This window comes from Emticicia sp. 17c (genome assembly GCF_037153985.1).
GTDB lineage: Bacteria > Bacteroidota > Bacteroidia > Cytophagales > Spirosomataceae > Emticicia.
The window spans coordinates 25,843-52,772 of the sequence record NZ_JBBAYI010000010.1 but is presented as its reverse complement, the minus strand read 5'-3'; the positions used below and the strand labels follow the sequence as shown (position 1 = coordinate 52,772).

20 protein-coding genes are annotated in these 26,930 nt (G+C 39.2%); 8 read left to right on the top strand and 12 right to left on the bottom strand.

Features of this window, described 5'->3' with window-relative positions; genetic code table 11:
* Positions 1-61: 61 nt before the first annotated feature.
* The gene (locus WAA15_RS18275) at positions 62-1,378 is read left to right on the top strand and encodes an MFS transporter (protein WP_337044270.1); all 1,317 of its coding nucleotides are present in this window, start codon (positions 62-64) and stop codon (positions 1,376-1,378) included.
* A gap of 52 nt (positions 1,379-1,430) precedes the next feature.
* Here the strand turns inward: WAA15_RS18275 and pxpB are convergent, their stop codons facing one another.
* From pxpB to WAA15_RS18255, 4 genes are all read right to left on the bottom strand, one after another.
* Positions 1,431-2,078, bottom strand: coding sequence for a 5-oxoprolinase subunit PxpB (pxpB, locus tag WAA15_RS18270; RefSeq protein WP_337044269.1), 648 nt, complete (start codon positions 2,076-2,078; stop codon positions 1,431-1,433).
* Between the two features lie 42 nt (positions 2,079-2,120).
* Positions 2,121-4,136 carry a thioredoxin domain-containing protein gene (locus WAA15_RS18265; protein WP_337044268.1) on the bottom strand — a complete coding sequence of 672 codons (2,016 nt, stop codon included), beginning with the start codon at positions 4,134-4,136 and terminating at the stop codon, positions 2,121-2,123.
* 148 nt (positions 4,137-4,284) lie between these two features.
* Entirely contained in the window at positions 4,285-6,024 is a 1,740-nt protein-coding gene (locus WAA15_RS18260) for a T9SS type A sorting domain-containing protein (RefSeq protein ID WP_337044267.1), read from the bottom strand.
* Between the two features lie 70 nt (positions 6,025-6,094).
* Positions 6,095-6,769 (bottom strand): NUDIX hydrolase, encoded by a 675-nt coding sequence (locus WAA15_RS18255; protein WP_337044266.1) that lies wholly within the window; start codon positions 6,767-6,769, stop codon positions 6,095-6,097.
* 172 nt (positions 6,770-6,941) lie between these two features.
* Between WAA15_RS18255 and WAA15_RS18250 the strand changes: the two genes are divergently transcribed.
* On the top strand, positions 6,942-8,231 hold the full coding sequence (locus WAA15_RS18250) for a hemolysin family protein (RefSeq protein WP_337044265.1): 1,290 nt from the start codon (positions 6,942-6,944) through the stop codon (positions 8,229-8,231).
* 153 nt (positions 8,232-8,384) lie between these two features.
* A complete protein-coding gene (pyrE, locus tag WAA15_RS18245) occupies positions 8,385-9,014 on the top strand; it encodes an orotate phosphoribosyltransferase (protein ID WP_337044264.1) in 630 nt (209 codons plus the stop codon).
* A gap of 278 nt (positions 9,015-9,292) precedes the next feature.
* Here pyrE and WAA15_RS18240 read toward each other — a convergent pair whose 3' ends face one another.
* Complete coding sequence (locus WAA15_RS18240) at positions 9,293-11,011, bottom strand: PHP domain-containing protein (RefSeq protein ID WP_337044263.1); 1,719 nt, start codon at positions 11,009-11,011, stop codon at positions 9,293-9,295.
* Positions 11,012-11,069: 58 nt separating this feature from the next.
* Here WAA15_RS18240 and WAA15_RS18235 point away from each other — a divergent pair, with 58 nt between their 5' ends.
* Positions 11,070-11,462, top strand: coding sequence for a DUF2141 domain-containing protein (locus tag WAA15_RS18235; protein WP_337044262.1), 393 nt, complete (start codon positions 11,070-11,072; stop codon positions 11,460-11,462).
* An 80-nt stretch (positions 11,463-11,542) separates the two neighbouring features.
* On the opposite strand, the gene WAA15_RS18230 is transcribed toward WAA15_RS18235, so the two are convergent.
* The 4 genes from WAA15_RS18230 to WAA15_RS18215 form a co-directional block, all read right to left on the bottom strand.
* Entirely contained in the window at positions 11,543-12,337 is a 795-nt protein-coding gene (locus WAA15_RS18230) for a thymidylate synthase (RefSeq protein ID WP_337044261.1), read from the bottom strand.
* Positions 12,338-12,507: 170 nt separating this feature from the next.
* Positions 12,508-14,769, bottom strand: coding sequence for an acyl-CoA dehydrogenase family protein (locus tag WAA15_RS18225; protein WP_337044260.1), 2,262 nt, complete (start codon positions 14,767-14,769; stop codon positions 12,508-12,510).
* 213 nt (positions 14,770-14,982) lie between these two features.
* Positions 14,983-15,201, bottom strand: a complete 219-nt coding sequence (locus tag WAA15_RS18220) for a hypothetical protein (RefSeq protein WP_337044259.1) — start codon at positions 15,199-15,201, stop codon at positions 14,983-14,985.
* Between the two features lie 89 nt (positions 15,202-15,290).
* Complete coding sequence (locus WAA15_RS18215; protein WP_337044258.1) at positions 15,291-15,716, bottom strand: OsmC family protein; 426 nt, start codon at positions 15,714-15,716, stop codon at positions 15,291-15,293.
* Between the two features lie 268 nt (positions 15,717-15,984).
* Between WAA15_RS18215 and WAA15_RS18210 the strand changes: the two genes are divergently transcribed.
* The 4 genes from WAA15_RS18210 (at position 15,985) to WAA15_RS18195 (ending at position 21,315) form a co-directional block, all read left to right on the top strand.
* On the top strand, positions 15,985-16,884 hold the full coding sequence (locus tag WAA15_RS18210) for an NmrA family NAD(P)-binding protein (protein WP_337044257.1): 900 nt from the start codon (positions 15,985-15,987) through the stop codon (positions 16,882-16,884).
* A gap of 14 nt (positions 16,885-16,898) precedes the next feature.
* Positions 16,899-17,819, top strand: a complete 921-nt coding sequence (locus WAA15_RS18205; protein WP_337044256.1) for a helix-turn-helix domain-containing protein — start codon at positions 16,899-16,901, stop codon at positions 17,817-17,819.
* A 283-nt stretch (positions 17,820-18,102) separates the two neighbouring features.
* Positions 18,103-19,524 (top strand): Asp-tRNA(Asn)/Glu-tRNA(Gln) amidotransferase subunit GatA, encoded by a 1,422-nt coding sequence (gatA, locus tag WAA15_RS18200; RefSeq protein WP_337044255.1) that lies wholly within the window; start codon positions 18,103-18,105, stop codon positions 19,522-19,524.
* A gap of 282 nt (positions 19,525-19,806) precedes the next feature.
* Positions 19,807-21,315: a lytic transglycosylase domain-containing protein gene (locus WAA15_RS18195; protein WP_337044254.1), complete on the top strand. Its 1,509-nt coding sequence runs from the start codon at positions 19,807-19,809 to the stop codon at positions 21,313-21,315.
* Positions 21,316-21,468: 153 nt separating this feature from the next.
* Here the strand turns inward: WAA15_RS18195 and WAA15_RS18190 are convergent, their stop codons facing one another.
* From WAA15_RS18190 to WAA15_RS18180, 3 genes are all read right to left on the bottom strand, one after another.
* Positions 21,469-21,747, bottom strand: a complete 279-nt coding sequence (locus WAA15_RS18190; RefSeq protein ID WP_337044253.1) for a hypothetical protein — start codon at positions 21,745-21,747, stop codon at positions 21,469-21,471.
* Positions 21,748-21,908: 161 nt separating this feature from the next.
* Complete coding sequence (mutS, locus tag WAA15_RS18185; RefSeq protein ID WP_337044252.1) at positions 21,909-24,536, bottom strand: DNA mismatch repair protein MutS; 2,628 nt, start codon at positions 24,534-24,536, stop codon at positions 21,909-21,911.
* Positions 24,537-24,748: 212 nt separating this feature from the next.
* Complete coding sequence (locus tag WAA15_RS18180) at positions 24,749-26,278, bottom strand: response regulator (RefSeq protein ID WP_337044251.1); 1,530 nt, start codon at positions 26,276-26,278, stop codon at positions 24,749-24,751.
* Positions 26,279-26,930: the final 652 nt, after the last annotated feature.

The window sequence follows — 26,930 nt, the reverse complement described above, 5'->3', positions numbered from 1 at the left end:
ATATAAAGATTTATTTGCTAATTCGTCCTTAATTATTCATTGCTAAATACTTACCCTAAAGATGTTTCAAAAGAATCAGAAGAAAGTACTGAATGCCTGGTGTATGTACGATTGGGCTAACTCAGTACATAACCTTGTTATTATTACTGCTATTTTTCCCATGTATTTTACTGCAACCACCTCTGAAAAAGACGCATTGGGAAACATCACTAACGATATAGTCAATTTCTTCGGCTTTCATGTAAAAAACTCTGTTCTGTACTCCTACACTATTTCTGTGGCTACGCTATTGCTGGTATTGCTAAACCCGATTCTTACCCCTTTGGCAGACTCAAGCGGACGACGAAAGTTTTTTATGAAAATATTCTGTTATCTGGGGGCAGCCAGTTGTGCGTATTTTTATTTTTTTACGCGTGACAATATTTCATGGATAGTGGTAGCTTTTGGGCTTTCAATTATGGGCTGGGGTGGCAGTATCGTTTTTTACAACTCATTTTTGCCGGAAATTGCAACAGAAGACCGCTTCGATAACCTGAGTGCGCGTGGTTTTATGCTGGGCTATGTAGGTAGTGTTTTACTATTGATTTTCAATTTGCTTATGATAATGAAACCTGAGTTTTTCGGGTTGACCCAAGCCGATAGTGACTCGGGCTTTACGGCACGGGTATCGTTTCTGACAGTGGGCATCTGGTGGGCTTTATTTGCCCAGATTCCGTTCTATTATTTACCTAAAGACCAAGTAAAACCGCTGGCAGGAAACTGGCTGAGCAGTAGCCTTCATGAATTAGGTAAAGTATTGAAAGAGGTAAGAAATAATAAACTACTGACTAAATTCTTAACAGCATTTTTGTTTTATGACATGGGTGTAATGACTGTTATTTATGTAGCTACTATTTTTGCAGATAAAGAATTGCATATTGAAAAACAAGGCTTGATTATCACACTTCTGCTTATTCAGCTTATTGCTATTCCGGGGTCATTTCTGGCTTCTTGGCTGTCTAGTAAATTAGGTAACACCAAAGCCTTACTAATTGAAGTACTAATCTGGGCGTTTATTCCGCTAGCTGCTTATTTTACAACTACCGATAAGGAGTTTTACATAATTGCCGCTGTTGTAGGCTTGGTAATGGGTGGTATACAGTCGCTTTCGCGCTCTACTTATGCCAAATTAATTCCTGAAAACACAGAAGATACAGCCTCCTATTTTGGTTTTTATGATATTGTAGAAAAAATAGCCATTGGTTTAGGCACTTTACTTTTTGGTTTTGTAGAGCAGATAACCGGTAATATGCGTAATTCGGTATTAGTTATTCTGGTACTTTTTGTTGTGGGCTTTTTGCTACTGATGCGTATTCCGTCCAGAAAAATTTATAATTGAGCAAATTAATAAAGCATTTTGTAAAGAAGCCTCTCCCAATGAAGAGGCTTCTTTACAAAATGGGTATGAATTTAACCCAATCGCCCGCTTTCAGAAGCGTAGTATTACGTTCACCTACGCTAAATAAGGAGGTTGTTGTATGTCCGATGAGTTGCCACCCTCCCGGACTTTCGAGGGGGTAAATACCTGTTTGTTTTCCTGCAATTCCTACACTTCCGGCTGGCACTTTAACTCGTGGTGTTTGTTTTCTGGGTGTAGCTATTCGTTCATCAAGCCCCCCCAAATAAGCAAAGCCGGGCAAAAACCCCATCATATATACACGGTAAGTAGGCTGGCTGTGTATTTTTATTACATCCTCAATGCTAAGTTGATTATGCGCAGCTACAAAAGGCAGGTCTTCGCCATCGTATACAACAGGAATTTCAATAAGTGTAGGCTGAGCTTTTTCTGTTAACTCAATATTTTTTAATGCCTCACTTAAATAGTTTTCTACAATTTCGTAAGCTGTATTTGCTGATTTAAAATCCTTTTTTACTTGTATCACATCGTAGAATACAGTTAATGAAGCATAGGCAGGTACTACCTCAATAAACCCATGAAAAGGGTTTTTATTAATATAATTGCAGAGTTGTGCCACCAGTGTATTAATGTTTATATCAATCACAGCACCAAAATCAATCGTGGTGGCAGAATCGCTCAAAGCAAATATTTTGTAAGGTGGCAACAAGTGTTAATTGCTAATTTATGGGTTCATTAGTTCTAAGGCTTTGGTAATATCTGACGTTGGTAACTGGCAGGTTTTATAATAACAGACGTATATCATAGTGCTGTTGTCTTTCGCTGTACGGCCTTGTAATAACGGCAGGCTTGAAGCAACTTGCGTACCTATATATACTTTATTAGGTATATAAGTTTCATCCAGTATGGCTCTTACGTGTGTCAAGGCTTCTCCTACAATAGCCACTTCAGCCGTTGGTTTTACTAGTTGGGTAGCCAATGTGGCCCAGTTTGTTAACCATTGTACTTCTGTCAAGACCAGTTTTTTCATTTTGCTTAACATCAATTTGCTTATGTCAATGAAATCCTGACGGTCAAGAATAAGCCCTAAATTATACAAACCAGTAGCCATAATAGAATTTGAGGCAGGCACTACGTTATCAAATAATTCTTTTTTACGTGCAATCAGTTCTTCACCCTGGCTATCGGTAAAATAGAAAAACTCATCTTCGGCATCATAAAAATTAGCTATGGCATAATCGGCCAGCATTTCAGCCTCTTTTAACCATTGTTCATCAAAGGTAACCTGATACAAAGCTGTGTAAGCCTCAATTATGCTTGCGTAATCTTCCAGATAGGCTATTATGGTAGCCTTACCATTTTTATAGTTATGCCATAGCCCGCGCCCTTCTTTTCCTTCTTCTGTCATCACTTTGGAAGTCATTTTTTCTTTCAGGAAATGGGCATTTTTCAAGGCAAGTTCTAAAAACTGAGGTTCGTTTATATACTTATAGGCATCAACCAACCCTTTAAGCATAAGGCCATTCCACGAACACAGAATTTTGTCGTCGAGGCCCGGCCTTACTCGTGTATTCCGGTATTCTAATAATTGAGTAAACAGTTTATCCCATTTTTTGTTGTCTACACCCCACAGACGTTCTTCCAGATGCAAAATATTATGACCGTGTTCCCAGTTTCCCTCTTCACTTATAGCAAATATTTGATTAAATTCTTCCGACTGCTCGGCCAAGAGGTAATCAATTTCTTCTTTCGACCAAACATAATATTTACCTTCTTCTCCCTCGCTGTCTGCATCTAGTGCCGAGTAAAACCCACCTTCCTCGCTGGTCATTTCTTTGCTAAGCCAATTAATAGTTTGTGCTACACGCTCTTTATAGAGGTGGTCTTTGGTTAAAGCATACGCTTCGGCATAAAGTGAAACCAGTTGGCCGTTATCATACAGCATTTTTTCAAAATGAGGCACTTTCCAATCTTCATCTGTCGAGTAACGCGTCCATCCTCCACCTAAAACATCATAGATACCTCCCAGAGCCACGCGGTCGAGCGTTAAATTCAGTTGAGCCAACGCACGTTCATCCTTCGTAATAGCATAATAGCGCAACAGGAATTTCCAGATACTTGGCATCGGGAATTTTGGTGCGCGGTTCATGCCTCCCTTTTCATAGTCAAAGTCACGACGAAGGCGATTAAAAATAACTACCAGTTCGTCTTCACTAAATACGAGTTCGTCTTCAGCCTGCAACTGATATTTCTCCGATTCTTTAAAAAGCATATTTTGCGTGAAGCCCTGCGCCGACTCCTGCAATTTATCATAGTTTTCATCGAAAGCCCTCTTTATACTTGCCACCAGATTAGCCCAGTTTTGCGGCGGGAAATACGTACCACCATAGAAAGGCTGGGCATTAGGCATCAGGAATACATTGAGCGGCCACCCTCCACGAACACCCATAGCTTGCAACGATTCCATATAAATAGCATCAACATCGGGGCGTTCTTCGCGGTCTACCTTTATACATACCAGATTTTCATTCATTAAATCGGCTATTTGCTTATTCTCAAATGATTCACGTTCCATTACGTGGCACCAATGACAAGCCGAATAGCCAATGCTTACCAATATAGGCTTGTTTTCGGCTTTGGCTTTTTGCAAGGCTGCTTCGCCCCACGGATACCAGTCAACAGGGTTATGCGCGTGCTGCAACAGGTATGGACTCGTTTCGTGAATTAATTGATTGGGCATATATCAAGAGGATTGGTTTTGATGTTAGAAACATCGGAAACGTTGAAGTTGTTCGATTGTGGTATTAATTTGTTAGTGGTTTTCTATACTATGGCATACAACTATGCTTAAATACCTAGTTTCTGAAAACCAGAAGAATTATTTTTGGCTACTGTTTTATAAATTTCTTCGACTGATTAAGCACCTTGACAAAATAAAGGCCGCCCGGTAGATGATTGATTGACACGTTTTTAATGTTTTCTCCTTGTACCAGTGTGATGGTTTCTTTGCTTAGCAGCCTTCCCTGAGCATCAAGAATTTCGAGTTGGCTGGCTTGCGCCTTTATGCTGTTTATAGCAATCTGGAGGTTATCCTGAGATGGGTTAGGATAAATAATAAAGGAAGACACCGGCAACAACGGCTCATTGCTGAGTAGTGTCATATCAAATTTACAAAGAAAAACTTCGTACCCTTTAAGGGTGATGTTTACTTTCCAGTTGTTATAAGTGGCTTCAACTACTACCACTTCGTTTTCGTCTTTGGCATAAGGGTTATGCGCTGCAACCAGAAAATCAGTTCCTTTAGCCACTCCCCGCCAGATAGGTTTACGGCTATCGACATAACTATGAGCAGGTTGAGGAATAACTAACTGATAATCACCCGTAAACATTTCCTTGTATAAAGAAAGCCTATACAACCCATTTACGAAATACTCGTATGCGGCAAAGTTCTCATTATTGGTAAACAAAGCGGGGTCGTCCCACAACCAGAGGCCAGTTGCTCCTGAAAAAAACGGAAAAATAGCCGTGGCTTCAGCCATAAATGGCTTTACAAACTTGCGGGCGGCATCGGTTACGTAACTGTATCGAAGCCACACAAACGGTATTAGGGGTTTATCAGGCACCCATGCTTTATTTGCTTCAATCTGAAACAGCAGATAAGCCAGATAATCAGGTGCTAATGGATGTGGGTAATCATAATAATAATAAGCCGATGGGCTTAAAAAATCTTGGCGGTTAAGTACCTCTCCCCCTATTTTATTGGCTGAAAAATCATAAAACAGATAGTTGAGCAAGGTGGGGTCGGTAGTCCATTTTTGCCATGAATTACCCGGAATATTGATATAAGTATTTAGTATAGGCGTATCTGAATAACCTCCTATCCGAGACGATTTATTAGCTTTTGTAAACCCGAATGCTTCGGCGTATAAAGCCTGTAAGTCTCGCTTATATTGTGTAATAAATGTATTATTATCAAAATTGCGATATGCCAGAGGGGTAGCTGGGTGAGTTTTCAGGAGAAGAATAGAATCATTAGATTTTATTTGACGCTCAATGTCGGGCACTAGTAAATCAATTTCAGGCATGGTTGAAAGTTCGTGTTGCCATTTAGCTTTATACAAGCCTATATCGTTGTTCCATGGGCTACGCACACTCTCCCACGGTTGTCCTGTGCCTGTATAAGCCACACCATACCACACTAAGGCCCGCTGATTTTTAGGAAGACTGGCATCGGCCGCTTCAAAAGTAGCCAGATGGCTGAACCCATGCTTAAGGGGTAATCTTTGCGTATCACCAAAGCGAGGCCCACCATAAACAACCTGAAAAGGCAGGGTGAATTCTGGGAATTTCTGCCATTCGATAGTTTTGTTCTGTGCAGTAGGGTTTAGTTGAAAAGTGACAGGCCCACAAGATTGGCTATAAGACTGAAATCTTCCTCCAAAAAAGAATATAAAAAATAGCAAGCAGACCCAAATGCTACGTTGCTTTATCAACTGGCTTCCTGTTACAGCACTATCAGGTACTACTGCCAAACTGCCATAGAACTTTCTACTTATAAACTTTCTTTCTACCATCAATACAAAAAGCTGATTGCAGAAGGCTTTCGTACGTGGAAGAATTGTATCCACAAAGCTATGTAAGTATTTTAGTAGATACATAATAGGGCTGTCGGCGTGTTTGATATATAGCAACCAGAAACTATTGTTTTTTTAATTCATCAAAAACAAAACGAATAGAACTATAAGAGTTTAATAAAGATTGTTGAATTTGTTTTTCGTCCATCCAGCGTAACTCTTCAATGCCTTCTTCTAGCTGCGGCTTCATTTTCGAATCGTCGGTACATTCCATTCTATACCATTTGGTACGTTTTAATATTTTATTACCACCCATGGCATAGGTATGCCAAGTTGTACATATTTTTTCGCCTAAAGTTACAGTTATGCTACATTCTTCTTCTACTTCACGTACAGCCGTTTCCTTCGACTTCTCATCATCGTCACGCTTGCCTTTGGGTAAATCCCACTTGCCTAGCCTGTACATCATCAGTATTTTATTTTCTTTATTAAATACTACTCCTCCGGCAGCTTTTACAACTTTATAATAACTTTTTATCTGGTCTTCAATAGCAAGTTTATCTTCAACAACAAACACTACCGACTGGTATTCGAGCCCTTTAACTGTACCTATGAGGCGAAAAAACTTCTCAATAGTACTTGCCGAAGCATTCAGGACAATCACATGGCCTTTGAGTTTTTTTTCGTTCAATGGTTCCAGACGTGCATCCAGAATGGTGTCAAAATCGCCACCGTGCAGGTTATGAAATTTTTTATTACTTATTACTTTTACAGGTTTGTCGTCGATGAAGATAACCATTTTTTTTGTTCAGGCAGATTTGATTCAGGCAACAAAGTTCGTAAATTTTTTGGAAGTAAAAGAAGCCATAAAAAAATTATAATACAGATTTCGTTTAGAATATCTATAAAACATATTATTTTGCAATCTAATCACCATATGGCCCACAAAACTTTTGGGTCAAAAATTTTAAATGGAAATTCTAATTATCCTTTTTTTAGTGATACTCAATGGTATTTTCTCCATGTCGGAGATAGCCTTGGTGTCTTCCCGCAAAACAAAACTTGAAATTTTAAGCAAAAATGGCGATAAAAGAGCCCAAGCGGCCCTTGACTTAGCAAATTCACCTAATCGTTTTTTATCAACTGTTCAAATCGGAATTACCCTTATTAGTATCTTAACAGGTATTTTTTCGGGTGATAGCCTGACCAGCCACTTAAGAACCTATTTAATGGAATGGGGGCTGGCCGAACGTTATGCCGATGAAATTGCGGTTGGGTTAGTTGTATTGATTATCGGCTTTGTTCAATTGGTTTTAGGTGAGCTAGTACCTAAACGTATAGGCATGGCGAACCCCGAAGCTATTGCGAAAGTAATGGCTGCACCCATGAACATTTTATCGAAAATCACCTCGCCGTTTATCTGGTTACTTACTAAGTGCAGTGACTTGATTTTTAAGATTCTGGGTATTCAGATGACTGAAAACTCCGTAACAGAAGAAGAAATCAAATCTATGATTCAGGAAGGGGCAACCGGCGGAGCTATCGAAGAAATAGAGCAGGAAATTGTACAGAACGTATTTCATTTGGGCGACAGAAAAATTACAACCCTCATGACAAGCCGGAATGAAATTACTATGCTTGACGTTGACGACTCTGTGCAGGAAAACAAAGCAAAAGTAATGGAGTACAAGCACTCTGTGTATCCGGTTTGCAAAGATGGAGTCGATAATATCATAGGCTTACTTTATATTAAAGACCTGCTAGGAAAAGACCTAGAAATGGAGCTTCAGAATGTAGATGCCTTACTGAAAGAGCCTCTTTTTATTCCTGAAAATAACCATGCGTATCAGGCATTGGAGAAATTCCGCGAGGAACGTATTCATATAGGGATTATTATAGATGAATATGGCAGCGTATTGGGTATTATTACACTGAACGACATACTCGATGCCCTCGTAGGAGACATTTCAGTAGATAATGAATTTAGTTATGAAATTCATGAGCGTGAAGATGGAAGTTTTCTGGTTGATGCCTCTTTACCTTTCGACGATTTTCTGGCGCATTTTGACATCCAGATTAACAACAGAAAAGAATATACCGGCTTTGATACCTTAGGCGGGTTTGCCTTAAATATTCTGAAAGAAATACCCGATACTGGCGATAAATTTGAATGGGGTGACTATGAATTTGAAATCATTGATATGGATAAAAATCGTATCGATAAGATTCTGGTCATGAAAATTCCTCAGGATGAACAATAAAAGTAATTGAACTGGTAATCCCTCCCTATTGTCATGATTAGGAGGGATTACTTATAAAAATACCTACTGATTTTATTTTTTTAACACTCGCACATGAATATGAGGGTATAGCCAGTTTTAAGAAAAAATTATTTTAAACATAGCACTTAATCAATGAATACTTCCCACAAAATTGCTTCGTTTTTATTATCAACTAAAGCTGTAAAATTAAGTCCTGATAAACCTTTTAAATGGAGTTCGGGTTGGAACTCACCTATTTATTGTGACAACCGCGTAACATTATCTTACCCGGAAGCACGCACGTTTATAAAAAAATCGTTGGCGAAGGCCATCAAAAAGCATTTCCCAGAGGCTGAACTTATTGCCGGCGTAGCAACAGCGGGTATTCCACAAGGTGCTTTGGTAGCCGAAGCCTTAAACCTACCCTTTGCGTATGTACGTCCGAAACCAAAAGAACATGGCATGGGGAATCAAATAGAAGGTCGTATTGAAAAAGGACAAAAAGTTGTAGTAATAGAAGATTTAATCTCGACCGGAGGCAGTTCGTTAAAAGCTGTTGATGCACTTCGCGAAGCTGGCATTGAAGTAGTAGGCATGGTAGCGATTTTCACTTATGGTTTTAAAGTGGCCGACAAAAACTTTGCCGATAAAGGGCTAAAACTGGTAACACTAAGTAATTATAACGCCCTGATTGACGAGGCTATTAAGCAGAGTTATATTTCTGTTGAATCGTTGGAGTCTTTAAAAAAATGGAGAAGAAAACCTGAAATTTGGGGCAACTGATAAAACTCTTTCGAGTTACTATATAACACAACACACCCCAAATAGGCCAAACTTGTGTATATTTCGGGGGGTGTTTTGTTTTGTTTATACTAAAACAAAAATATATCGGACTAATTGCAAAGATTAAAACAATTAAAGACGGGTAAAAAACCCTTATATTTCTATTATGGCTGCACACATGAAAAGTTGATGAATTAGTTTATTGGGTAGGTGTTATCCTTTGAAGTTTACTCTCCCAATACCTTAATATTGCTTTCTCAGGTTTTCATCCTTGTAAATTAATAAGAATTCCTTCCTTTTCTCTTTGCCAGATATGCTTCCATCTCAGCAAGGCTTAGGGCATTAAGGGTCATATCGGCCGTTAAACCGCCTTTTCTTGCCACAGCTACACCATAGTGCATATCGTGGTAGCCTTCCATTTCGTGGGCATCAGGATTAATACTGAGCATTACTCCTTTTTCAACAGTGTACTGAATCCATCGCCAGTCTAAATCCAGACGGTATGGGCTGGCATTAATTTCTATTACAACACCGTTTTCGGCACAACAATCAATAACTGCCTTGTAGTCGACCGGATACCCTTGGCGAGACAATAGCAAACGCCCAGTCGGATGACCAAGTATGGTCGTATAAGGATTCTCAATGGCTCTTATGAGCCTTTCGGTGGCGCGTGCCTCATTCATACTCAGGTTTGAATGCACAGATGCCACAATATAATCGAAACTAGCCAGTACTTCGTCGGGGTAATCCAACGAACCATCGCCCAGAATATCTGACTCAATCCCTTTCAAAATTTTAAAGGGTTTCCCACCAGCAGCATTTAGTTTTTTATTGAGTTGTTCTATCTCGGCGTGTTGTTGTTGTACTTTGGTAATAAGCAAGCCTGAGGCGTATTGCGCTGATTGTGAGTGGTCTGCAATGCCCAGATACTCAAAACCTAGTTCCTGACAATAAGTGGCCATTTGCTCGAGCGAATGCCGCCCGTCTGAATATGTAGAATGGTTATGCAAAATTCCTTTCAGGCTTTGCCATGTTACTAAATCTTCGTTCTTATGTTTTTGAATCCAGTCAAACTCAAAATCACCTTCACGCATTTCCGGCACAATGTAAGGAATCCCGTATTTGCTATAAATCTCTTCTTCGCTACTGAGGTTTTCTGCTTTACTGATTTTAAGCAAGGTTTGCCCGTGTTCGTTTTTTCGTTTGAGATGGTTCACATCGGCCGAATAAACAAATTGCTTATGCACAAACTGGCTACTGGCTACCCATTTGAGTTCCAGAACAATTTTGTTGTCGAGGTAACGGCCCCGCCATGTAAAAGGTGATGATGTTTTTACATCTTCCACAAAACTTTCAGGCAAGTTTCTGAAAAAGCCGTCAGGCGTCGGGTCTGTATTGCTTACCAGAAATAAAAGTGAATCAACGATTTCATTTTTACGCCTTACCTGACCCGAAATCTCAACTCGTGTATAATATTTTTTGAGTTCTTCCAGAATTACCTCTGCCAATGCTTGTGCTTTGTCCATGCGTAGCTTTCCGGCCTGACTTTGTACAAAAGCAATTGATTGTAAAATTGATTCCTGTGTTTTACCCCCAAAACCTTTTACTTTAGCTATGGTGCCGTTTTCGCAGGCAATCTGTAAGTCGTTGATATTATCAATACCTAATTCTTTCCAGAGTATTTTTATTTTCTTTACACCAATGCCTTTAATTTTAAACATATCAATTACTCCCTCAGGCGTATTGGCCAGCAATTCCTGTAATTCTTTCAAGGTGCCAGTACTCACAATTTCTACTATTTTTCCTGCCATCATCTTACCTACGCCCTGAATTTGTGTAAGCTGCCCGAAATCTAAAGAAGAAAGTTCTCCCGTATATTTATCCAGATAAAAAACTGCATTGGTATAAGCTCTTATTCTAAATTCGTCTGCATCGTGCAATTCCATTAACTTTGCAGTAATTTCGAGTGTTTCTACTATATAGGAATTAGTAACCATGTGTATATGTTTATTGAAAATATGTCTGACTATTCAAATTCAAAATAAGCAATAAATTATGAGAAAGATACTGTTTTTTGTACTAATTTCTGTAACTGCAATGGCGCAGAATCCGGTGTTAAAAATTACTATCAAAGGTTTTGAGAATAACAAAGGGAACCTCATGCTAGAGGTGCTTACGCCACAAAAAAAGCCTGTTAAACGTCTGGTCTACCCTATTACCAATAAACAAGTATTGATTGAGATTAACGACTTAAATACGGGGCAGTACTCAGTAAGGGTATTTCATGATGAGAATGACAATAAAAAACTGGATACTGGTATGTTTGGAATTCCGAAAGAAGGTTGGGGGATGTCGAATAATGTAAAGGCTGTTTTAGGCCCGCCTGATTTTAATGAGAGTCTATTCTGGCTAAAGGAAGATAAGACGTTGGAAATTATTTTAAAATAAGAACCATTAACAGAATATTTCTTTTCCTGAAGGTATACTATTACTATCAGGAAAAGAAATATTGGTGCTGAAGCAATGCTTTAGACTGCAACAGGGGCTTTGATGGCCGGATATGGGTCGTAATCTTCTAACTTGAAATCTTCATATTTGAAGTCAAAAATACTTTTTATCTCGGGGTTAATCCACATTTTAGGAAGTTTACGGGGTTCTCTTGACAACTGCAATTCTACTTGTTCAAGGTGGTTCAGGTAAATGTGGGTATCGCCGCCTGTCCAGATAAACTCGTAGGGTTCAAGGCCGCATTCCTGCGCAATCATCATAGTTAATAAAGCATAAGAGGCAATGTTGAACGGAACGCCCAGAAACACATCGGCACTACGCTGGTATAACTGGCAAGATAATTTATTATCGGCTACATAGAACTGAAAAAGCGCGTGGCAAGGCATAAGTGCCATTTCAGAAAGCTCACCTACATTCCATGCAGAAACAATAATCCGGCGTGAATCAGGCGATTTCTTCAATGTATTAATTACTTCTTTGAGTTGGTCAATACTACGGCCATCGGGTGTTGCCCAACTGCGCCATTGTTTGCCATATACAGGCCCAAGATTACCCTCGGCATCAGCCCATTCGTCCCAGATTGACACATTATTTTCTTTCAGATAAGCAATGTTGGTTTCTCCTTTAATAAACCATAAAAGCTCATGAATAATAGATTTGGTGTGTACTTTCTTGGTAGTAACAAGCGGGAAGCCATCCTGAAGATTAAACCGCATCTGATAACCAAAAACGCTGATTGTTCCTGTGCCTGTGCGGTCTGTTTTTTGTGTTCCGTTTTCAAGAATATGACGTAGTAGGTCCTGATATTGTTTCATGGGAGGTTTTGCCTATTTAGGATTATTTTGCAAAGGTAGTAAATCTGTTGATAATGGTTAAAGGATATTTTGTTATTACATCCCCGCAAATTTGTAGTGACAAGATGTTATGTTGCCACCACAAATTTTATCTGGGTTTATTAAGCCTTCCAAATCTTTCAGAAAAGTTTTTACAGGAAAGCAATAGGTGCAGCCAAACATGAATCTGGAATATCAAACGATTCAACAAGTGGGACAGCGTCAGTTCTTATCTCCCAACAAAGCTGATTAACCAGTTTTCTGATAGCTTTTGTTTTTACTGGCTCCATGTAGCCTTCTTCCAAATACCAGCCTTTATTTTTTTCTATTTGAGACAAAGCAAATAATTGCTTTAGTTTACCAAGAATCACCTTCACGCTTTCGTCTTCAATAAGGTTTACAGCTGATTGAAACTGCTCAAGCATCAGTCGGTCCAGATAAGCCTGAGCTACGTCGAGCATCTGGTGTTGGGCCACATTAAAAGCATCATAAGCATCAAGCCCACCATCAATAAGTTTTTTCAGACGCTTGGCAGCCGAAGCCAGAATTACTTTCTCGCGGTACTCAAAGGCGTTTTTATGAAAAGTATCATCAAGCAGATGCGCTTCGTCGGTTTTTCGGGTTGCCATCGGGTTTTTCTGCATAATTACGGTCTTGGTTTGTTCGTAGACGTAATTTAGCATACCGAGGCTATCCATTTTTTCAAACGTTTTTCTGAATTCAGCCAGACGGCTTTTTGCTACCAACTGCATTAATACAGTATTGTCGCCTTCAAACGTAGTATAAATTTCTGTATCATTTTTGAGGGCATCAATACGGTTTTCAGACAAATACCCCTTACCTCCGCAGGCTTCGCGGCACTCCTGCAAAATATCACGCGTACTCCAAGTTACATAAGATTTCATGCCCGCAGCTAGAGCCTCAATTTCCTGCATTTCCTCTTCGGTGCGCTGCAAAAACCGATTCGTAAGGTATTGCAAACCAAAGTGCATGGCATAAGTCTTGGCCAATAACGGAATAAGTCGGCGTTGGTGCATACGGTAGTTCAAAATAGGCACCTCCGAGCCACCCTCTGGCCCGAATTGCCGACGTTGGTCGCCATAGGTAATAGCAATGGTAAGCCCCGACTTAGCCGCAGAAAGTGCCGAACGGGGTATTCCGATTCGGCCACCGACCAAAGTACCTAACATGGTAAAAAAGCGGCGGTTATCGCTCGGAATAGGACTTTCAAATTCGCCGGCTTCGTTTACAGAAGCAAAGCGGTCGAGCATATTATCCTTAGGTATCGATACGTTATTAAAAGAAATTTTGCCGTTATCTACTCCGTTAAGCCCCATTTTATGCCCACAATCGCTGATGGTAACACCATTGAGTACATTTCCATTTTTGTCTCGGATAGGCACAACAAAAGCATTTACGCCGTAGTCTTTGCCATCAATTATTAATTTGGCAAAAACCGTTGCCATTTGGCCGTGGCGGGCAGCATTTCCTATATATTCTTTCTGAGCATACAAATGTGGTGTATGAACTGTAAATGTTCTGGTATCGTGGTTATAAGTAGCCGTAGTTTCTATTCCTTTTACGTTCGACCCATGATTGGTTTCAGTCATGGCAAAGCATCCGGGTAGTTTCAACGACCCAATATCTTTCAGGTATTCTTTATAGTGTTTCTCTGTTCCTAAAAACATCACACTCATGCCCCATAACCCAAACTGCACGCCAAATTTTATTACCAGACTCAGGTCATGATAACTCAGCGTTTCCATAATAGCAAAATAATCGGCTATGTTCTCGCCACCGCCATAGGCTTTAGGATAAGCCATATTACCGAAATTTTCGTCAGCCAGTATCTTGCACCACTGATACACTTTTTCACGATAAACCTCAATTTCAGTCGATGTCTCATAGGCAAATTCAGGGCGGCTGATTACACTTTTTACCTTTTTAATGATAGGCGCGTAGGGGCCGTCCAGTATTTCGGTCAGTTTTTGTGTATCAAAACTACTGGCTGTATGATGAACCGACGTAAAGGTATTTCCAAAGGTCTTAAACTGGCTCAAGGCCTCTTCGCCAGAAAGCCCTAGTGTCAATTCAAGATTGCTAAAAACTGGTTCTAAATCAATAATGGTTTTATTGTTTTTTGACAACCACACCGAAATATCAAATATATCTTTTGCTTCTGGCAAAGCCTGTATTGCTTCTTCTATTTCGGTTTTCCATTTAGACAGTTGCTCTCTTGAAGGCGGATTGGCCACATTAATATTGGCCAGTAATTCGCTTTGTTCTTCTTCTGTAAGCCACGGTTGGTTATCTATAAATTCTCTTAAGGCTGTTAGTTCTTTGTAGGTTAGCAGGTCGTCAGACCAAACCAGATAGAAAAGAGGCAGAAATGCCTTCAGTTTTGTTTTCTCCATGAAATTAAATGCTAAGGTTGTGTTAATTGATAATGGTAAATATAGAAAATTAATTATGAAAGCAACGTTATAAGCGGCTGAATATTCTATTAACTCGATTTATTGAATCTAAAAACAAAAAGTGGTCCTCGTGTATATCGGGGACCACTTTACTAATAATAAAAACCAGAAAAAATATCTATATCAGGCAATTTTCGGGTTATATAAGCCCTATTAATGTGCTTTTTTATCACAACACGCTTTACCCTCTTTCTTGCACTCTTCTTTCATTTCTTTGGCACATTCTTTCTCCATAGCCTTATTGCAGCATTTCATTTCCTGTTTTTGTTTCTTTCGTTTGTTTTTACCCCAATCGAAGGCATTAACAGTTGAACCCACAAAAACAGCTAAAAATGCTAAAGCTAGAATACGACGAAACATTGAGGTTTTCATAAATAATGATGATGTTTATAATTAAAAACACGTTTTTACAATGTAATTACAAACACTATGCCAAATGCCTCAGGTAAAAAATGCTCCGCCTATTCAACATTTAGAGAGTATGAATGCGTGATTTCGGCCGAAGGCGACAACTGCGCCGTAGCAGAGCAATATTTTTCCATCGAAAGTTTTATTGCTCTTTCTATTCTTTCAGGGTCAATAGTGCCTTTAAAAGCAAAATGTACATTTATTTTTCTGAATGGCTTCATTTCTGTACCTTCAACCTGCACGCGCTCTCCTTCTACCGTTATTTTCAAATCTTCAATTATCTGACGTTGCTTTTTCAAAACCAGTATCACATCAATGGCTGTGCAACCGCCCAAGCCCATTAATAGTAGTTCCATGGGTCTGGCTCCAAGATTATGCCCGCCTATATCAACGTTGGCATCTATGTGATTAGCAACACCCGATGCACCTTTCGCTTCAAAATGGAAGGCATCGTCAACTCTGACTAATTCGACTTTCATATTTTTTAATTTTGTTGTAATGAACTGGCTAAATTAATTACCAATGGTTTAATAGTAAAAACCATTAAAGCAGTATTTTGTAACCAATGGCAAGTTAATTTAATTTATCAGATAACACCTAATAGTCTGCCTAAAGTTTCCAGAGTAGTCCAATCGTATTATTTAATTGCTAAAGCCATATCCGATTTTTTTGGCTACAACAAAAGGCGTTTTGGCTACACCCATGCAAATCCGTTTCCTGAATTTTGCATCATTAAAAAATCAGACAATGAAAATAGTAGTTACAGGTTCGTTAGGACACATCAGTAAGCCATTAACACAGGCGTTAGTACAAAAAGGGCATTTGGTTACTGTTATCAGTAGCAAACCCGAACGGCAAAAAGAAATTGAATTATTAGGAGCAAAAGCTGCCATCGGGCGAATGGAAGACCCTGCTTTTTTAGCAGAAACTTTTCGAGGTAATGATATTGTGTATGCAATGGAAACACTGGGGCCAAATAGTTTCTTTGACCAAAACCTTGATTTTGTTGCAGCTTTGACCCAAATTGGCAACAGTTATCGGCAAGCCTTGCAGGAATCGGGTGTAAAAAAAGTAATTCATTTGAGCAGCATTGGTGCGCATCTGGAAAGCGGGAACGGAATACTGGCTTTCCATTATGCCGTTGAAAAAAACCTGAATCAGTTGCCGGCCGATGTTTCAATCAAATTTATGCGTCCGGTTGGGTTTTATTACAATATGTATGCGTTTATACCTACCATAAAAACACAGGGGCTTATTATCTCGAACTATGGAGGTGACGAGAAAGAACCGTGGGTAGCACCAGAAGACATTGCTGAGGTAATTGCCGAAGAAATAGAGCAACCTTTCAACGGCCGTGAAATTCGTTACATAGCCAGTGATGAAGTATCACCCAACGAAGTAGCCCAAGCATTAGGCCAAGCCATTGGAAAACCAGAGTTAAAATGGATGGCTGTTTCGGACGAACAGTTTATGAATGGATTAATAGCCATTGGCATGAACCCGCAAACTGCCCGAGGTTATACCGAAATGAACGCAAGCAGGCACAGTGGATTGTATGATGATTATAAGCGAAACAAACCTTTGCTTAGAAAAATTAAATTAAAAGATTTTGCCAGACAATTTGCATTGGCGTATCAACAGGCATAAATTATTTATAAACTTTGGCAAATACAAAAACATACCGAATCAAAACCATAAGCGAATTTCACCAGTTACGGGGTTTACCTAAACCGGAGCATCCGCTTATAAGTGTACTGGATTACAGCCAGATAAAACATTTATCAACGCAGGAAAGCTACAACCTGATTCTGGATTTTTATTCTATCTCATTAAAACGAAATTCTGCTACTAAAATAAGATATGGCCAGCAGGAGTATGATTTCGACGAAGGTGTTATGTTCTTCATGGCTCCCGGTCAGGTATTTGGCATAAGCGTTGATGTCAATGTTATTTCTCAGCGGTCAGGATGGATGTTCCTCATTCATCCTGATTTCCTGTGGAATACGTCTCTGGCAAAAACCATCAAGAATTATGAATATTTTGGCTATTCGGTTCATGAGGCCCTGTTTCTTTCTGAGAAAGAAGAAGCCGTTATGAATAATCTCATCCAGAATATTCAACACGAATACCAATCTAATATCGACAAGTTTAGCCAGCAGATTATCATTTCTCAAATTGAAACCCTTCTGAATTATTCCGAAAGGTTTTATCATCGCCAGTTTATTACCCGTAAGAAAGCAAATCATCAGGTGCTTGACCGTTTGGAAAAACTCCTGAACGATTATTTTGAAAGCGAAGACTTACTAAAAAATGGTCTGCCCACGGTTCAGTTCATTTCTGATACCTTACACATATCGCCCAATTATCTGCGTAGCTTACTTAAGGTATTAACTGGCCAAAGTACTCAACAACATATTCATGACAAACTGATTGAAAAAGCCAAAGAAAAACTATCAACCACCGATTTGTCAGTAAGTGAAATAGCCTACGATTTAGGCTTTGAGCATCCGCAGTCATTCAGTAAATTATTCAAAACCAAAACGAAACTATCTCCCTTAGAATTCAGGCATTCTTTTAACTGATATTAACCAAACATCTGCTTAATTCAACGGTGTATTTTTATGAACAATACTCCGGCAGTTTTTACCAATTCTGGCGGCTAAACTGCAACAATCCAGCTACTTTTTCGTTGTCTGTTTCTCTATTCTTCTGGTTTATTAATTTCAATTTTGAAAGTTTTTTAAGAAATTGCAGTTTCAAACGGCTTTTTAAACCAGCCCTACCCCACTTAAGTGCGCTTACAGAAGCCTTCTTTTGTGGGAAACACACTAGTTTTCTAAAGAAAGAGCAAAAAAAACCACCAAAATGGCGAAATACAATTCATTAAGAGAAATTCAGGAGGCAATCAGCAAACAAGAGACATCTTGCGTAGAATTGGTAAAATACTATTTGCAACGAATTGAGGAAAATAAAAATCTTAATGTTTTTTTGGAAGTATATGCCGACGAAGCTCTGAAGAAAGCAGAAGAGGTTGATGATAAAATTAAAAATAATACTGCCGGTCGGCTGGCGGGTATGGTTATAGGCATCAAAGATGTGCTGGCTTATCAGAATCATGGCTTACAGGCAGCTAGCAAAATATTAGATAAATTCGAGTCACAGTTTACAGCTACGGCTGTGCAAAGAGTAATAGACGAAGATGTAATTATAATAGGCCGCCAGAATTGTGATGAATTTGCCATGGGTTCATCGAATGAAAATTCGGCTTTCGGGCCTGTGCGCAACTATGCCGACCCTACACGCGTACCGGGGGGGTCATCGGGTGCTTCGGCTGTGGCTGTTCAAGCCGATATGTGCTTGGCCTCGTTAGGTTCCGATACCGGTGGTTCGGTTCGCCAGCCTGCTGCTTTTTGTGGTGTTATAGGCGTAAAACCTACTTATTCGCGGGTGTCGCGGTGGGGGCTCATAGCCTACGCTTCCTCATTCGACTGTGTAGGCCCCATTACACGAGACATCGACGATGCAGCCCTGCTACTTGAAATTATTGCCGGTGCTGACGAGTACGACAGCACAGTTTCGACCCTGCCAGTACCTGAGTTTTCTAAAAATCTTGCACCAAAAACACATTATAGGGTTGCTTATATGCGTGAAGCCCTCGAAAGTGAGGGACTCGACGAAGATGTGAAACAACAAACTTTCGAGAAAATAAACTGGCTTAAAAGTCAGGGACACATAGTTGAAGCTGTTGACTACCCATTGCTGAAATATCTACTTCCTACTTATTATATACTTACAACTGCGGAGGCGAGCTCGAATCTTTCCCGTTTTGATGGCGTTCGTTATGGCCACAGAGCCAGCGGAGATAAGATAAAAAATCTTGAGAATTTGTATAAAAAAACCCGTGCTGAAGGCTTCGGTGCCGAAGTCAGAAGGCGCATTATTTTAGGCACTTTTGTATTAAGTGCAGATTATTATGATGCTTATTATACGAAAGCACAGAGGGTTCGTCGTTTAATAAAAGAATCGACAGATAAGATATTATCATCTTATGATTTTTTAATTTCGCCTACTACTCCTACACCACCTTTTAAGATTGGAGAAAAATCGGAGGATCAGTTGCAAATGTTCTTAGCTGATATTTTTACAGTGCAAGCGAACGTGATTGGAAATCCGTGTATTTCGATTCCGAATGGTCAGAGTACCGACGGTTTACCAATCGGAATACAAGTGCTTGGCAAGAATTTTGAAGAAAGTGAACTACTCGCTTTTGCAAAATTATTGCAGTAATAATAAGCCCAAAGGCTATTGAATGATTTACAGATTTGGTTCAAAATGCTTTCTTTTCTTCATTATAGGAAAAGATAAAACATCCATTTTGAAGCAAAAAAATCAAATCAAAATGCTCAAAAAGGTTTTATTATTTTTTCAGAAAAATTTGAAAATATCAAAAAAAACTTACAATTACTTGACAAACAAGAGGTTATGGTTTACTTTTGGAAAAGATTGCTTTCCTACATCCATAACAAAAGCTAAGGTTTCTTAGTAAAAGAGATTTTAATTATGACATTATTGAAGAAGTTTCTCGTCCTATCGAGCCTAATTGGTTGTGCCAGTTTTGCCTCGCAAGCCCAGTCCGTAATCCCTCAAGAAGCTATCACAGTTTCATCGGAAGACACTCTCGCTGAAAAACTTCCCGCAGTTGAAGCCTTCATTCCTTCAGCAGATATCAGCAGAGTACGCGAAGGTTTTCAGAAAATGCAAAAAACCATTCCTTTAGAGTACAATGCCACGGTACACAGTTTTGTAGATTATTTCATCTACAAAAAACCGAGCTTTACCAAGCGTATGCTTGAAAGGAAAAATTTTTATTTCCCGATTTTCGAGAAATACCTGGCCAAGTACGAAATGCCTGACGAACTAAAGTATCTATCACTAATTGAGTCAGGGCTTAATCCTAAAGCCATTTCAAGAGCAAAAGCCGTAGGTCTGTGGCAATTTATGAAACCCACCGGAAAAGAACATGGTTTACGCATCGACGAATATGTTGATGAAAGAATGGACATTGAGAAGTCTACGGATGCTGCTTGTCGGTATTTCAGACAATTATACCGCATATTTGGCGACTGGGAACTAGTTCTGGCTTCTTATAACACTGGGCCGGGTAATTTAAGAAGAGCGATTCGCCGTGCCGGAAATATTACTAACTATTGGCAGCTTCACCCTTATTTACATAAAGATACCCGTACTTACGTACCACAATTTACGGCCATCATGTATATGATGCACCATGCCGATGAATATGGAATTGCTGCGGAAGACTCATTAACACTTACTCCCAGAGAGTTCCAGACTGTAACCATCGATGGATATGTGGATGTAGAGGCTTTCTGTAATGCCAGTGGTATTAGTATTGATGATATTCAATTATTGAATCCGCAATTACTCAAAGGCTATGTGCCTGCTTGGAACCGTGGGTTAGAACTTAGAATCCCCGCCGAAAGTTTAGCTTTTTTTGAAGCAAATCGCCAGATGATTCTCGATTCGGCTGCTAAAGACCACGGGCCAGCTATGCTTGCCAGTAATGAACCGGGGGTAATTGTTATCGGAGGCAAACAGCCCTCTATCAATGATGATGGAGAGGGTGACGAGAAAGAAAGTTATGAAAAACCTGTGCGTGTTGACGACGAAGTTAAAAAAATAAGGAAAGTCAAGAAAAGAGTTTATACCGTTAGACGGGGCGATATACTTAATAAAATTGCTGATAAGTTTGATGTAGATGTGTATGACATCAAAGTCTGGAACAAAATGAAATCTTCGAAAATTATGGTTGGCCAAAAACTGGTGATACTCGATGATGACAACGAAGAAGTAGCAGAAGTAGAACGCACCATTAAAGATGAAAGAAAATCGAGGAAAGAAATTGAGCGTACAAAACCTAAATACCATGTAGTTCAGAAGGGAGATACGCTATGGAAAATATCTCAACGCTATGGTGGGATTTCTATCGAAAAACTTAAAAAAATGAATGGCTTACGCTCAAATAGCGTAAAAACAGGCCAGAAACTAAAAATTAGCTAATAATATAGGTTTACAATAATTTAAAAGAAACGGTATTGGGCGCACCCAATACCGTTTCTTTTTTTAGAGTTTTTTGTTAAAATCCGTCATGACCGCGCCTGTACTTGAAATCAAAAAAGACAACGTTGATGACAGGATAGTAGCAGAGTAAAATTACTTCATAAGGAAAGAAGCTATCACGCTTTCAATTCTACGTATCGGCACTAGAAAAGGTTTGTCAGTAATAGTTACTTCTATTTTTGACTCTGGGTCATCAGGTTTAGACAAAACCAAATAACTGCCTTTTACATCGCCAATGGGTGTATCAATACTAAAGATACCTTTTGTGCTATCTCCGTTGAATACGCCGCCTTTCTCTGTGATGGCACTTGTTGCACTAATTACAAACTGATTAGAAGTGCCCGGATAATCAATATTAAATGATGAGGCCATAGTTTGATTGGGGTTTTAGTCCACCAAAAGCAGTGGAAATTATGAATAAAAATGGCAGGCATCGCTTTACTTTATACAACTGCATAAGTGCTCCGAGCCGTTCAGAACGGAGCCAGTTTGAGTAAAGGAAAGCAAGCCTGCTTAATTTCTTATAATTACCTCTATAACAATTTTACCAAGTCATTTAATTTCAATAACGCCTCGATTGGAGACAAAGTATTGACATCAATTGCTTTTAATTTATTTTTGAGTTCCTCCAGTTTGGGGTCCTGAGGCTCGAAAAAGCTCAATTGAATATTATTTTTTGGAGCTTGCTGAATCTTTTCTTTATTGTCTTCCTTGATGTGGTCCTGTTCCAGATGATGCAGGATTTCGTTGGCTCTCAACACCACCGACTGGGGCATTCCGGCCATTTGCGCCACATGGATACCAAAGCTGTGTTCGCTCCCTCCTTCTTTTAATTTCCTTAAAAATACCATTTTTTTGTCTACTTCTTTCACAGCTACGTTAAAATTTTTAATTCGGGGGAAATCTTCAGCCAGCTGATTCAGCTCATGATAGTGTGTAGCAAAGAGTGTCCAGGGTTTATTTTTCGGATGGTTATGCAAGTATTCGGCAATACTCCAGGCAATACTAACACCGTCATAAGTACTTGTTCCACGGCCAATTTCATCCATTATTATCAGGCTTCTATCACTCAGGTTATTCAGGATACTGGCTGTTTCTGTCATTTCAACCATAAAGGTAGACTCCCCACGAGATAGGTTGTCGCTAGCACCTACTCTTGTAAATATTTTATCAACAAGCCCTAGTTCTGCACTCTGAGCGGGTACAAACGAACCTACCTGAGCCATTAATACTATGAGGGCTGTTTGGCGCAACAAGGCTGATTTTCCTGCCATGTTTGGGCCAGTAATGATAATTATCTGCTGCGACTGGTCGTCCAGAAACAAGTCATTAGGCACGTAGCTTTCGCCCAACGGTAGTTGTTGCTCTATTACCGCATGGCGGCCTTCTTTTATATTAATTACTTTATTATCAACAATCTGTGGTTTACAGTAGTTGTTTTTTCGGGCTATTGTTGCAAAAGAAGCAAGCGCATCAAGTACCGAAATGATTCTTGCATTTTGTTGAATCTGGCCTACAAACTCACCAGCGGCTAGGACCAAATCGCTGAACATTCGTTGTTCTATTTCAAAAATCTTGGTTTCAGCCGTCAGGATTTTATCCTCATAAATCTTTAATTCTTCCGTAATATACCTTTCGGCATTTACGAGAGTTTGCTTGCGAATCCAGTCGCTGGGTACTTTACTTTTGTGCGCATTTGACACCTCAAGGTAATACCCAAATACCTTATTGTAAGAGATTTTAAGCGAAGGTATTCCCGTACGTTGCGACTCGCGATTCTGGATTTCAATCAGAAAATCCTTTCCAGAAAAAGCAATCTTGTGAAGCTCGTCAAGCTCGGCATCAACGCCTGACTTTATCATGTTTCCCTGATTTATCACAACTGGCGGTTCATCCCGAAGTTCGCGCTCTATTTTATTGATCAGATAGTCACAATCTGTAAGCTGGTTTACATATTTCTGTAAAATTGGAAATTGCTTACCTCCTAGCTCGAGTAGTTTCTTGATAGGTATTATCTGGCTCAAAGCTCTTTTAAGTTGAACCATCTCGCGCGGGTTAATTCTTCTGACAGCCACCTTTGAGATAAGCCTTTCCAAATCACCGATAGGTTTGAGTAATAGCCCGAGGTTTTCGGCTATTTCATCATTTTTCACAAAGAAATCAACTGTATCGAGGCGTTCCTGAATGAGCGTTTTTTCTTTTAATGGCAAAACGAGCCATTTTCTTAGCAGGCGCGCACCCATTGGTGTAACGGTCTGGTCAAGAACCTGAATAAGCGGAACCCCACCTTCATGCTGAGCAAAAACCAACTCCAGATTACGAATCGTAAATCGGTCGAGCCATACGTATTTATCTTCATCGAGGCGTGTCAGGCGCGAAATATGCCCTACTTCTTTATGCTCGGTATCAGATAAATACCTTAATATAACCCCCGCGGCTATAATTCCTTCTGTCAGGTTTTCAACCCCGAACCCTTTCAGAGAAGCTGTTCTGAAATGAGTTGTCAGGAGTGTATAGGCAAAATCATATTTATAGGCCCAATCTTCAAAGGTAAACTCATTGAATTTGTCACCAAATAATGTATGAAATTCAGTACGATATTTTTTACAGTAAAGCACTTCTGACGGTGCAAAACTCTGGAGCAATTTATCAATATAAGCAGTATTTCCTTCGGTTGTGAGGAACTCACCAGTCGACACATCCAGAAAAGCTACTCCGAAATAATCAGGTTTGCTAAAATGAATCGAAGCCAGATAATTGTTCTGTTTGGTGTTAAGCACGTTATCGTTGAACGATACTCCGGGGGTAACCAGTTCGGTTACGCCACGTTTTACGATACCTTTAGCGGTGGCGGGGTCTTCAAGCTGGTCACAAATAGCTACGCGCTCTCCTGCTCTTACAAGTTTAGGCAAATAACTATCCAGCGAATGATGCGGGAATCCCGCTAGTTCTTCCTGCGCGCCGCCATTGTTACGGCGTGTTAATACAATACCAAGAATTTTTGAGGCACGAATGGCATCTTCGCCAAAAGTTTCATAAAAATCTCCTACCCTGAACAAAAGCATTGCTCCGGGATACTTAGCCTTAATCTGGTTATATTGGCGGTTGAGAGGAGTCTCTTTTACTTGCTTGATTAATTCTTCTTTAGACGGACGTGCCACTTTAAACGTAATTTATTTCCTAAATCACCAAAGTTACACATTTTTATTGAGGGAAGCCAAGAGAGGAACCAACAAATTAGTATTTACAAAGTAAGCGTAGTCCATTGCCTAAACCCTTCTCCTCTGTGTAAACTGCTAGTTATTAGAGGAAAAGGGATAGGAATAGGATTGATTGAAAGGATACAATTATTTAATAAATACGATTACCATGCTTATGCTCTCAAGGCATATTTATTAATTTTCTGGAATAACTCTTTCGGGTTGAAAGGTTTGGTTACGAAGCCATTCATACCAACCTGATAGACTCTATCCTGAGTATTAAGCACAGAGGCCGTAAGGGCAATAATAGGTGTTTTTTTGTCGAATTTTCTTATATTTTCAGTAGCTGTATAACCATCCATTTCGGGCATTAAAAGGTCCATTAAAACTATTTGATAATCATTTTTAGCCAGCTTTTCAACGGCTACACGGCCATTGGGGGCTGTATCGTAGTGCATACCCCATTTTTCCAGAAATCTGGTTGCAATTTTTACATTAATAGGGTAATCTTCTACAAGTAGCACCTTCGTACCTTTCAGGATGTGTTCGTCAAGCACTTCTTCAGTACCACAAACTTTGTTTTTCTGCGTTGCAGTTTTCAGTTTAATACTAAAATAGAAATTCGACCCTTTACCTATTTCGCTGTCTACATTGATTTTACTACCATGTAGTTCAAGCAGTTTTTTGGTGATGCCTAAACCTAGGCCAGTTCCACCAAAACGGCGGCTGATGTGTTTATCGGCCTGTGTAAACTTCTCAAATATCGACGAAAGGTTCTCCTTCGCAATACCAATGCCTGTGTCTTTCACAGATACATCAATGGTTACTTCTTGGTCGGTATAACTATTCAGAAACAATTCAATAGTTATGCTGCCTTCGTCGGTAAACTTCACTGCATTGTTCACAAGGTTATTCAGAATCTGACTCAACCTGAGGGGGTCACCAATCAGTTGTTCAGGAATATCCTCATCATAATTCAGATGAATTTCTATTTCTTTTGAAGCGGCATGCACCTGAATCGATTTCTTGATGTTGGTTACCAAATCTTTGATATTAAAATCAATACTTTCGAGTTCAACTTTGCCTGCTTCAATTTTATTAAAATCAAGAATATCATTAATGAGTACATAAAGATTTTCAGTAGAAAACTGTAAAATCTTGAAATTCTCAGCCATTTCGGGGCTATGATTTTCTTGTTGCATTAGGTAAGTCATGGCTACAATTCCGTTGAGAGGTGTCCTGATTTCATGGCTCATCATTGAAAGGAACTCAGTTTTGGCATTAGAAGCCCTAATAGCTTCTTCTTTTGCTTTTCTTAACTGAATTTCGATTCCCTGCTGATAAATCAGTAACTTCTTGATAAATACTGCCAGCTCGAACAGGTTGTCTTCGTCGAAGTCGGGTAACCTGTAATTTTTTGGCAAATCAAGTTTACTAATCCCCTCGATTAGCTTGTGAACAGATTCTCGTCTCTGTTCAATTTCTTCTTGCAATTTTCGGTTGATTTCTGCATATTTTCTTTCACTAGGGCGAACTAAGGCTTTTAGCTGTTCTTTTTCATTTTCAAAGGTGAAACATAGTTCATTGACCGACTTCAGGAAGCCTGACATGAATTTTTGTTTTACATAGTTAGGAGGTAAATGCTTATTAATCAACTCAGTCAGCAATTGATGGTAACTTTCGGCATCCATAACATTTTTCATACTCTTCAGTAATAAAGAATTTAAGTTATAATTACTGTAAAGAATAATAATACATACGTATCATTATTGCTTCATTGAATGAAAGCACTTTAAAGGAATGGGTTGGTCTTATAATTTACCTTAATCAAAATAGGATGGCCGTTTTATAAAATTCAATTGGAAGCAACAGAAGTAGAATATTATTGAGCTTATTACACCAGGTAATGCCTTATTAAATAATTAATGAGTCTGCATTTAAGTAAATTAAATACAGATTTGCCGGCTTTTAATAAAATACTACAAGGGTAAAATAATTTTTTACTTTTGGTAACTTCTAAATGAATGGCTGTGTGGTACTCTTTTCAGATTGGCATGGTCTTTGTCATTCTAAATCTGACGCCAGAACCGTAGTGTCAATCGGGTAATTTCATCGTGTATTAATTATACTTTGCTTAAAATTCTGTAAAAAGGCTCTTTTACAGTGTTTTTCAGCAGTTATGTTCTATTAATAGGACAAATACTATACCGTTTTTTCTGATTAAACGGTAGATTTTTTTTATTCAATCCTATTTTTATTTTTTCTTTATTTTTAGCTCTCCATTAGCAGATATATAAGCCTGTTTTTATCATAAAACCAAATTCCCGCCAACTCGGTCTACTTTCTTTTATGCTG

What these genes read in the sequence shown, in the direction of transcription:
- WAA15_RS18275 (WP_337044270.1), top strand. Translation starts at nt 62, where the DNA reads ATGTTTCAAAAGAATCAGAAGAAAGTACTGAATGCCTGGTGTATGTAC.
- WAA15_RS18265 (WP_337044268.1), bottom strand. Translation starts at nt 4,136, where the DNA reads ATGCCCAATCAATTAATTCACGAAACGAGTCCATACCTGTTGCAGCAC.
- WAA15_RS18255 (WP_337044266.1), bottom strand. Translation starts at nt 6,769, where the DNA reads ATGGTTATCTTCATCGACGACAAACCTGTAAAAGTAATAAGTAATAAA.
- WAA15_RS18250 (WP_337044265.1), top strand. Translation starts at nt 6,942, where the DNA reads ATGGAAATTCTAATTATCCTTTTTTTAGTGATACTCAATGGTATTTTC.
- pyrE (WP_337044264.1), top strand. Translation starts at nt 8,385, where the DNA reads ATGAATACTTCCCACAAAATTGCTTCGTTTTTATTATCAACTAAAGCT.
- WAA15_RS18240 (WP_337044263.1), bottom strand. Translation starts at nt 11,011, where the DNA reads ATGGTTACTAATTCCTATATAGTAGAAACACTCGAAATTACTGCAAAG.
- WAA15_RS18235 (WP_337044262.1), top strand. Translation starts at nt 11,070, where the DNA reads ATGAGAAAGATACTGTTTTTTGTACTAATTTCTGTAACTGCAATGGCG.
- WAA15_RS18230 (WP_337044261.1), bottom strand. Translation starts at nt 12,337, where the DNA reads ATGAAACAATATCAGGACCTACTACGTCATATTCTTGAAAACGGAACA.
- WAA15_RS18225 (WP_337044260.1), bottom strand. Translation starts at nt 14,769, where the DNA reads ATGGAGAAAACAAAACTGAAGGCATTTCTGCCTCTTTTCTATCTGGTT.
- WAA15_RS18220 (WP_337044259.1), bottom strand. Translation starts at nt 15,201, where the DNA reads ATGAAAACCTCAATGTTTCGTCGTATTCTAGCTTTAGCATTTTTAGCT.
- WAA15_RS18215 (WP_337044258.1), bottom strand. Translation starts at nt 15,716, where the DNA reads ATGAAAGTCGAATTAGTCAGAGTTGACGATGCCTTCCATTTTGAAGCG.
- WAA15_RS18210 (WP_337044257.1), top strand. Translation starts at nt 15,985, where the DNA reads ATGAAAATAGTAGTTACAGGTTCGTTAGGACACATCAGTAAGCCATTA.
- gatA (WP_337044255.1), top strand. Translation starts at nt 18,103, where the DNA reads ATGGCGAAATACAATTCATTAAGAGAAATTCAGGAGGCAATCAGCAAA.
- WAA15_RS18190 (WP_337044253.1), bottom strand. Translation starts at nt 21,747, where the DNA reads ATGGCCTCATCATTTAATATTGATTATCCGGGCACTTCTAATCAGTTT.
- WAA15_RS18180 (WP_337044251.1), bottom strand. Translation starts at nt 26,278, where the DNA reads ATGAAAAATGTTATGGATGCCGAAAGTTACCATCAATTGCTGACTGAG.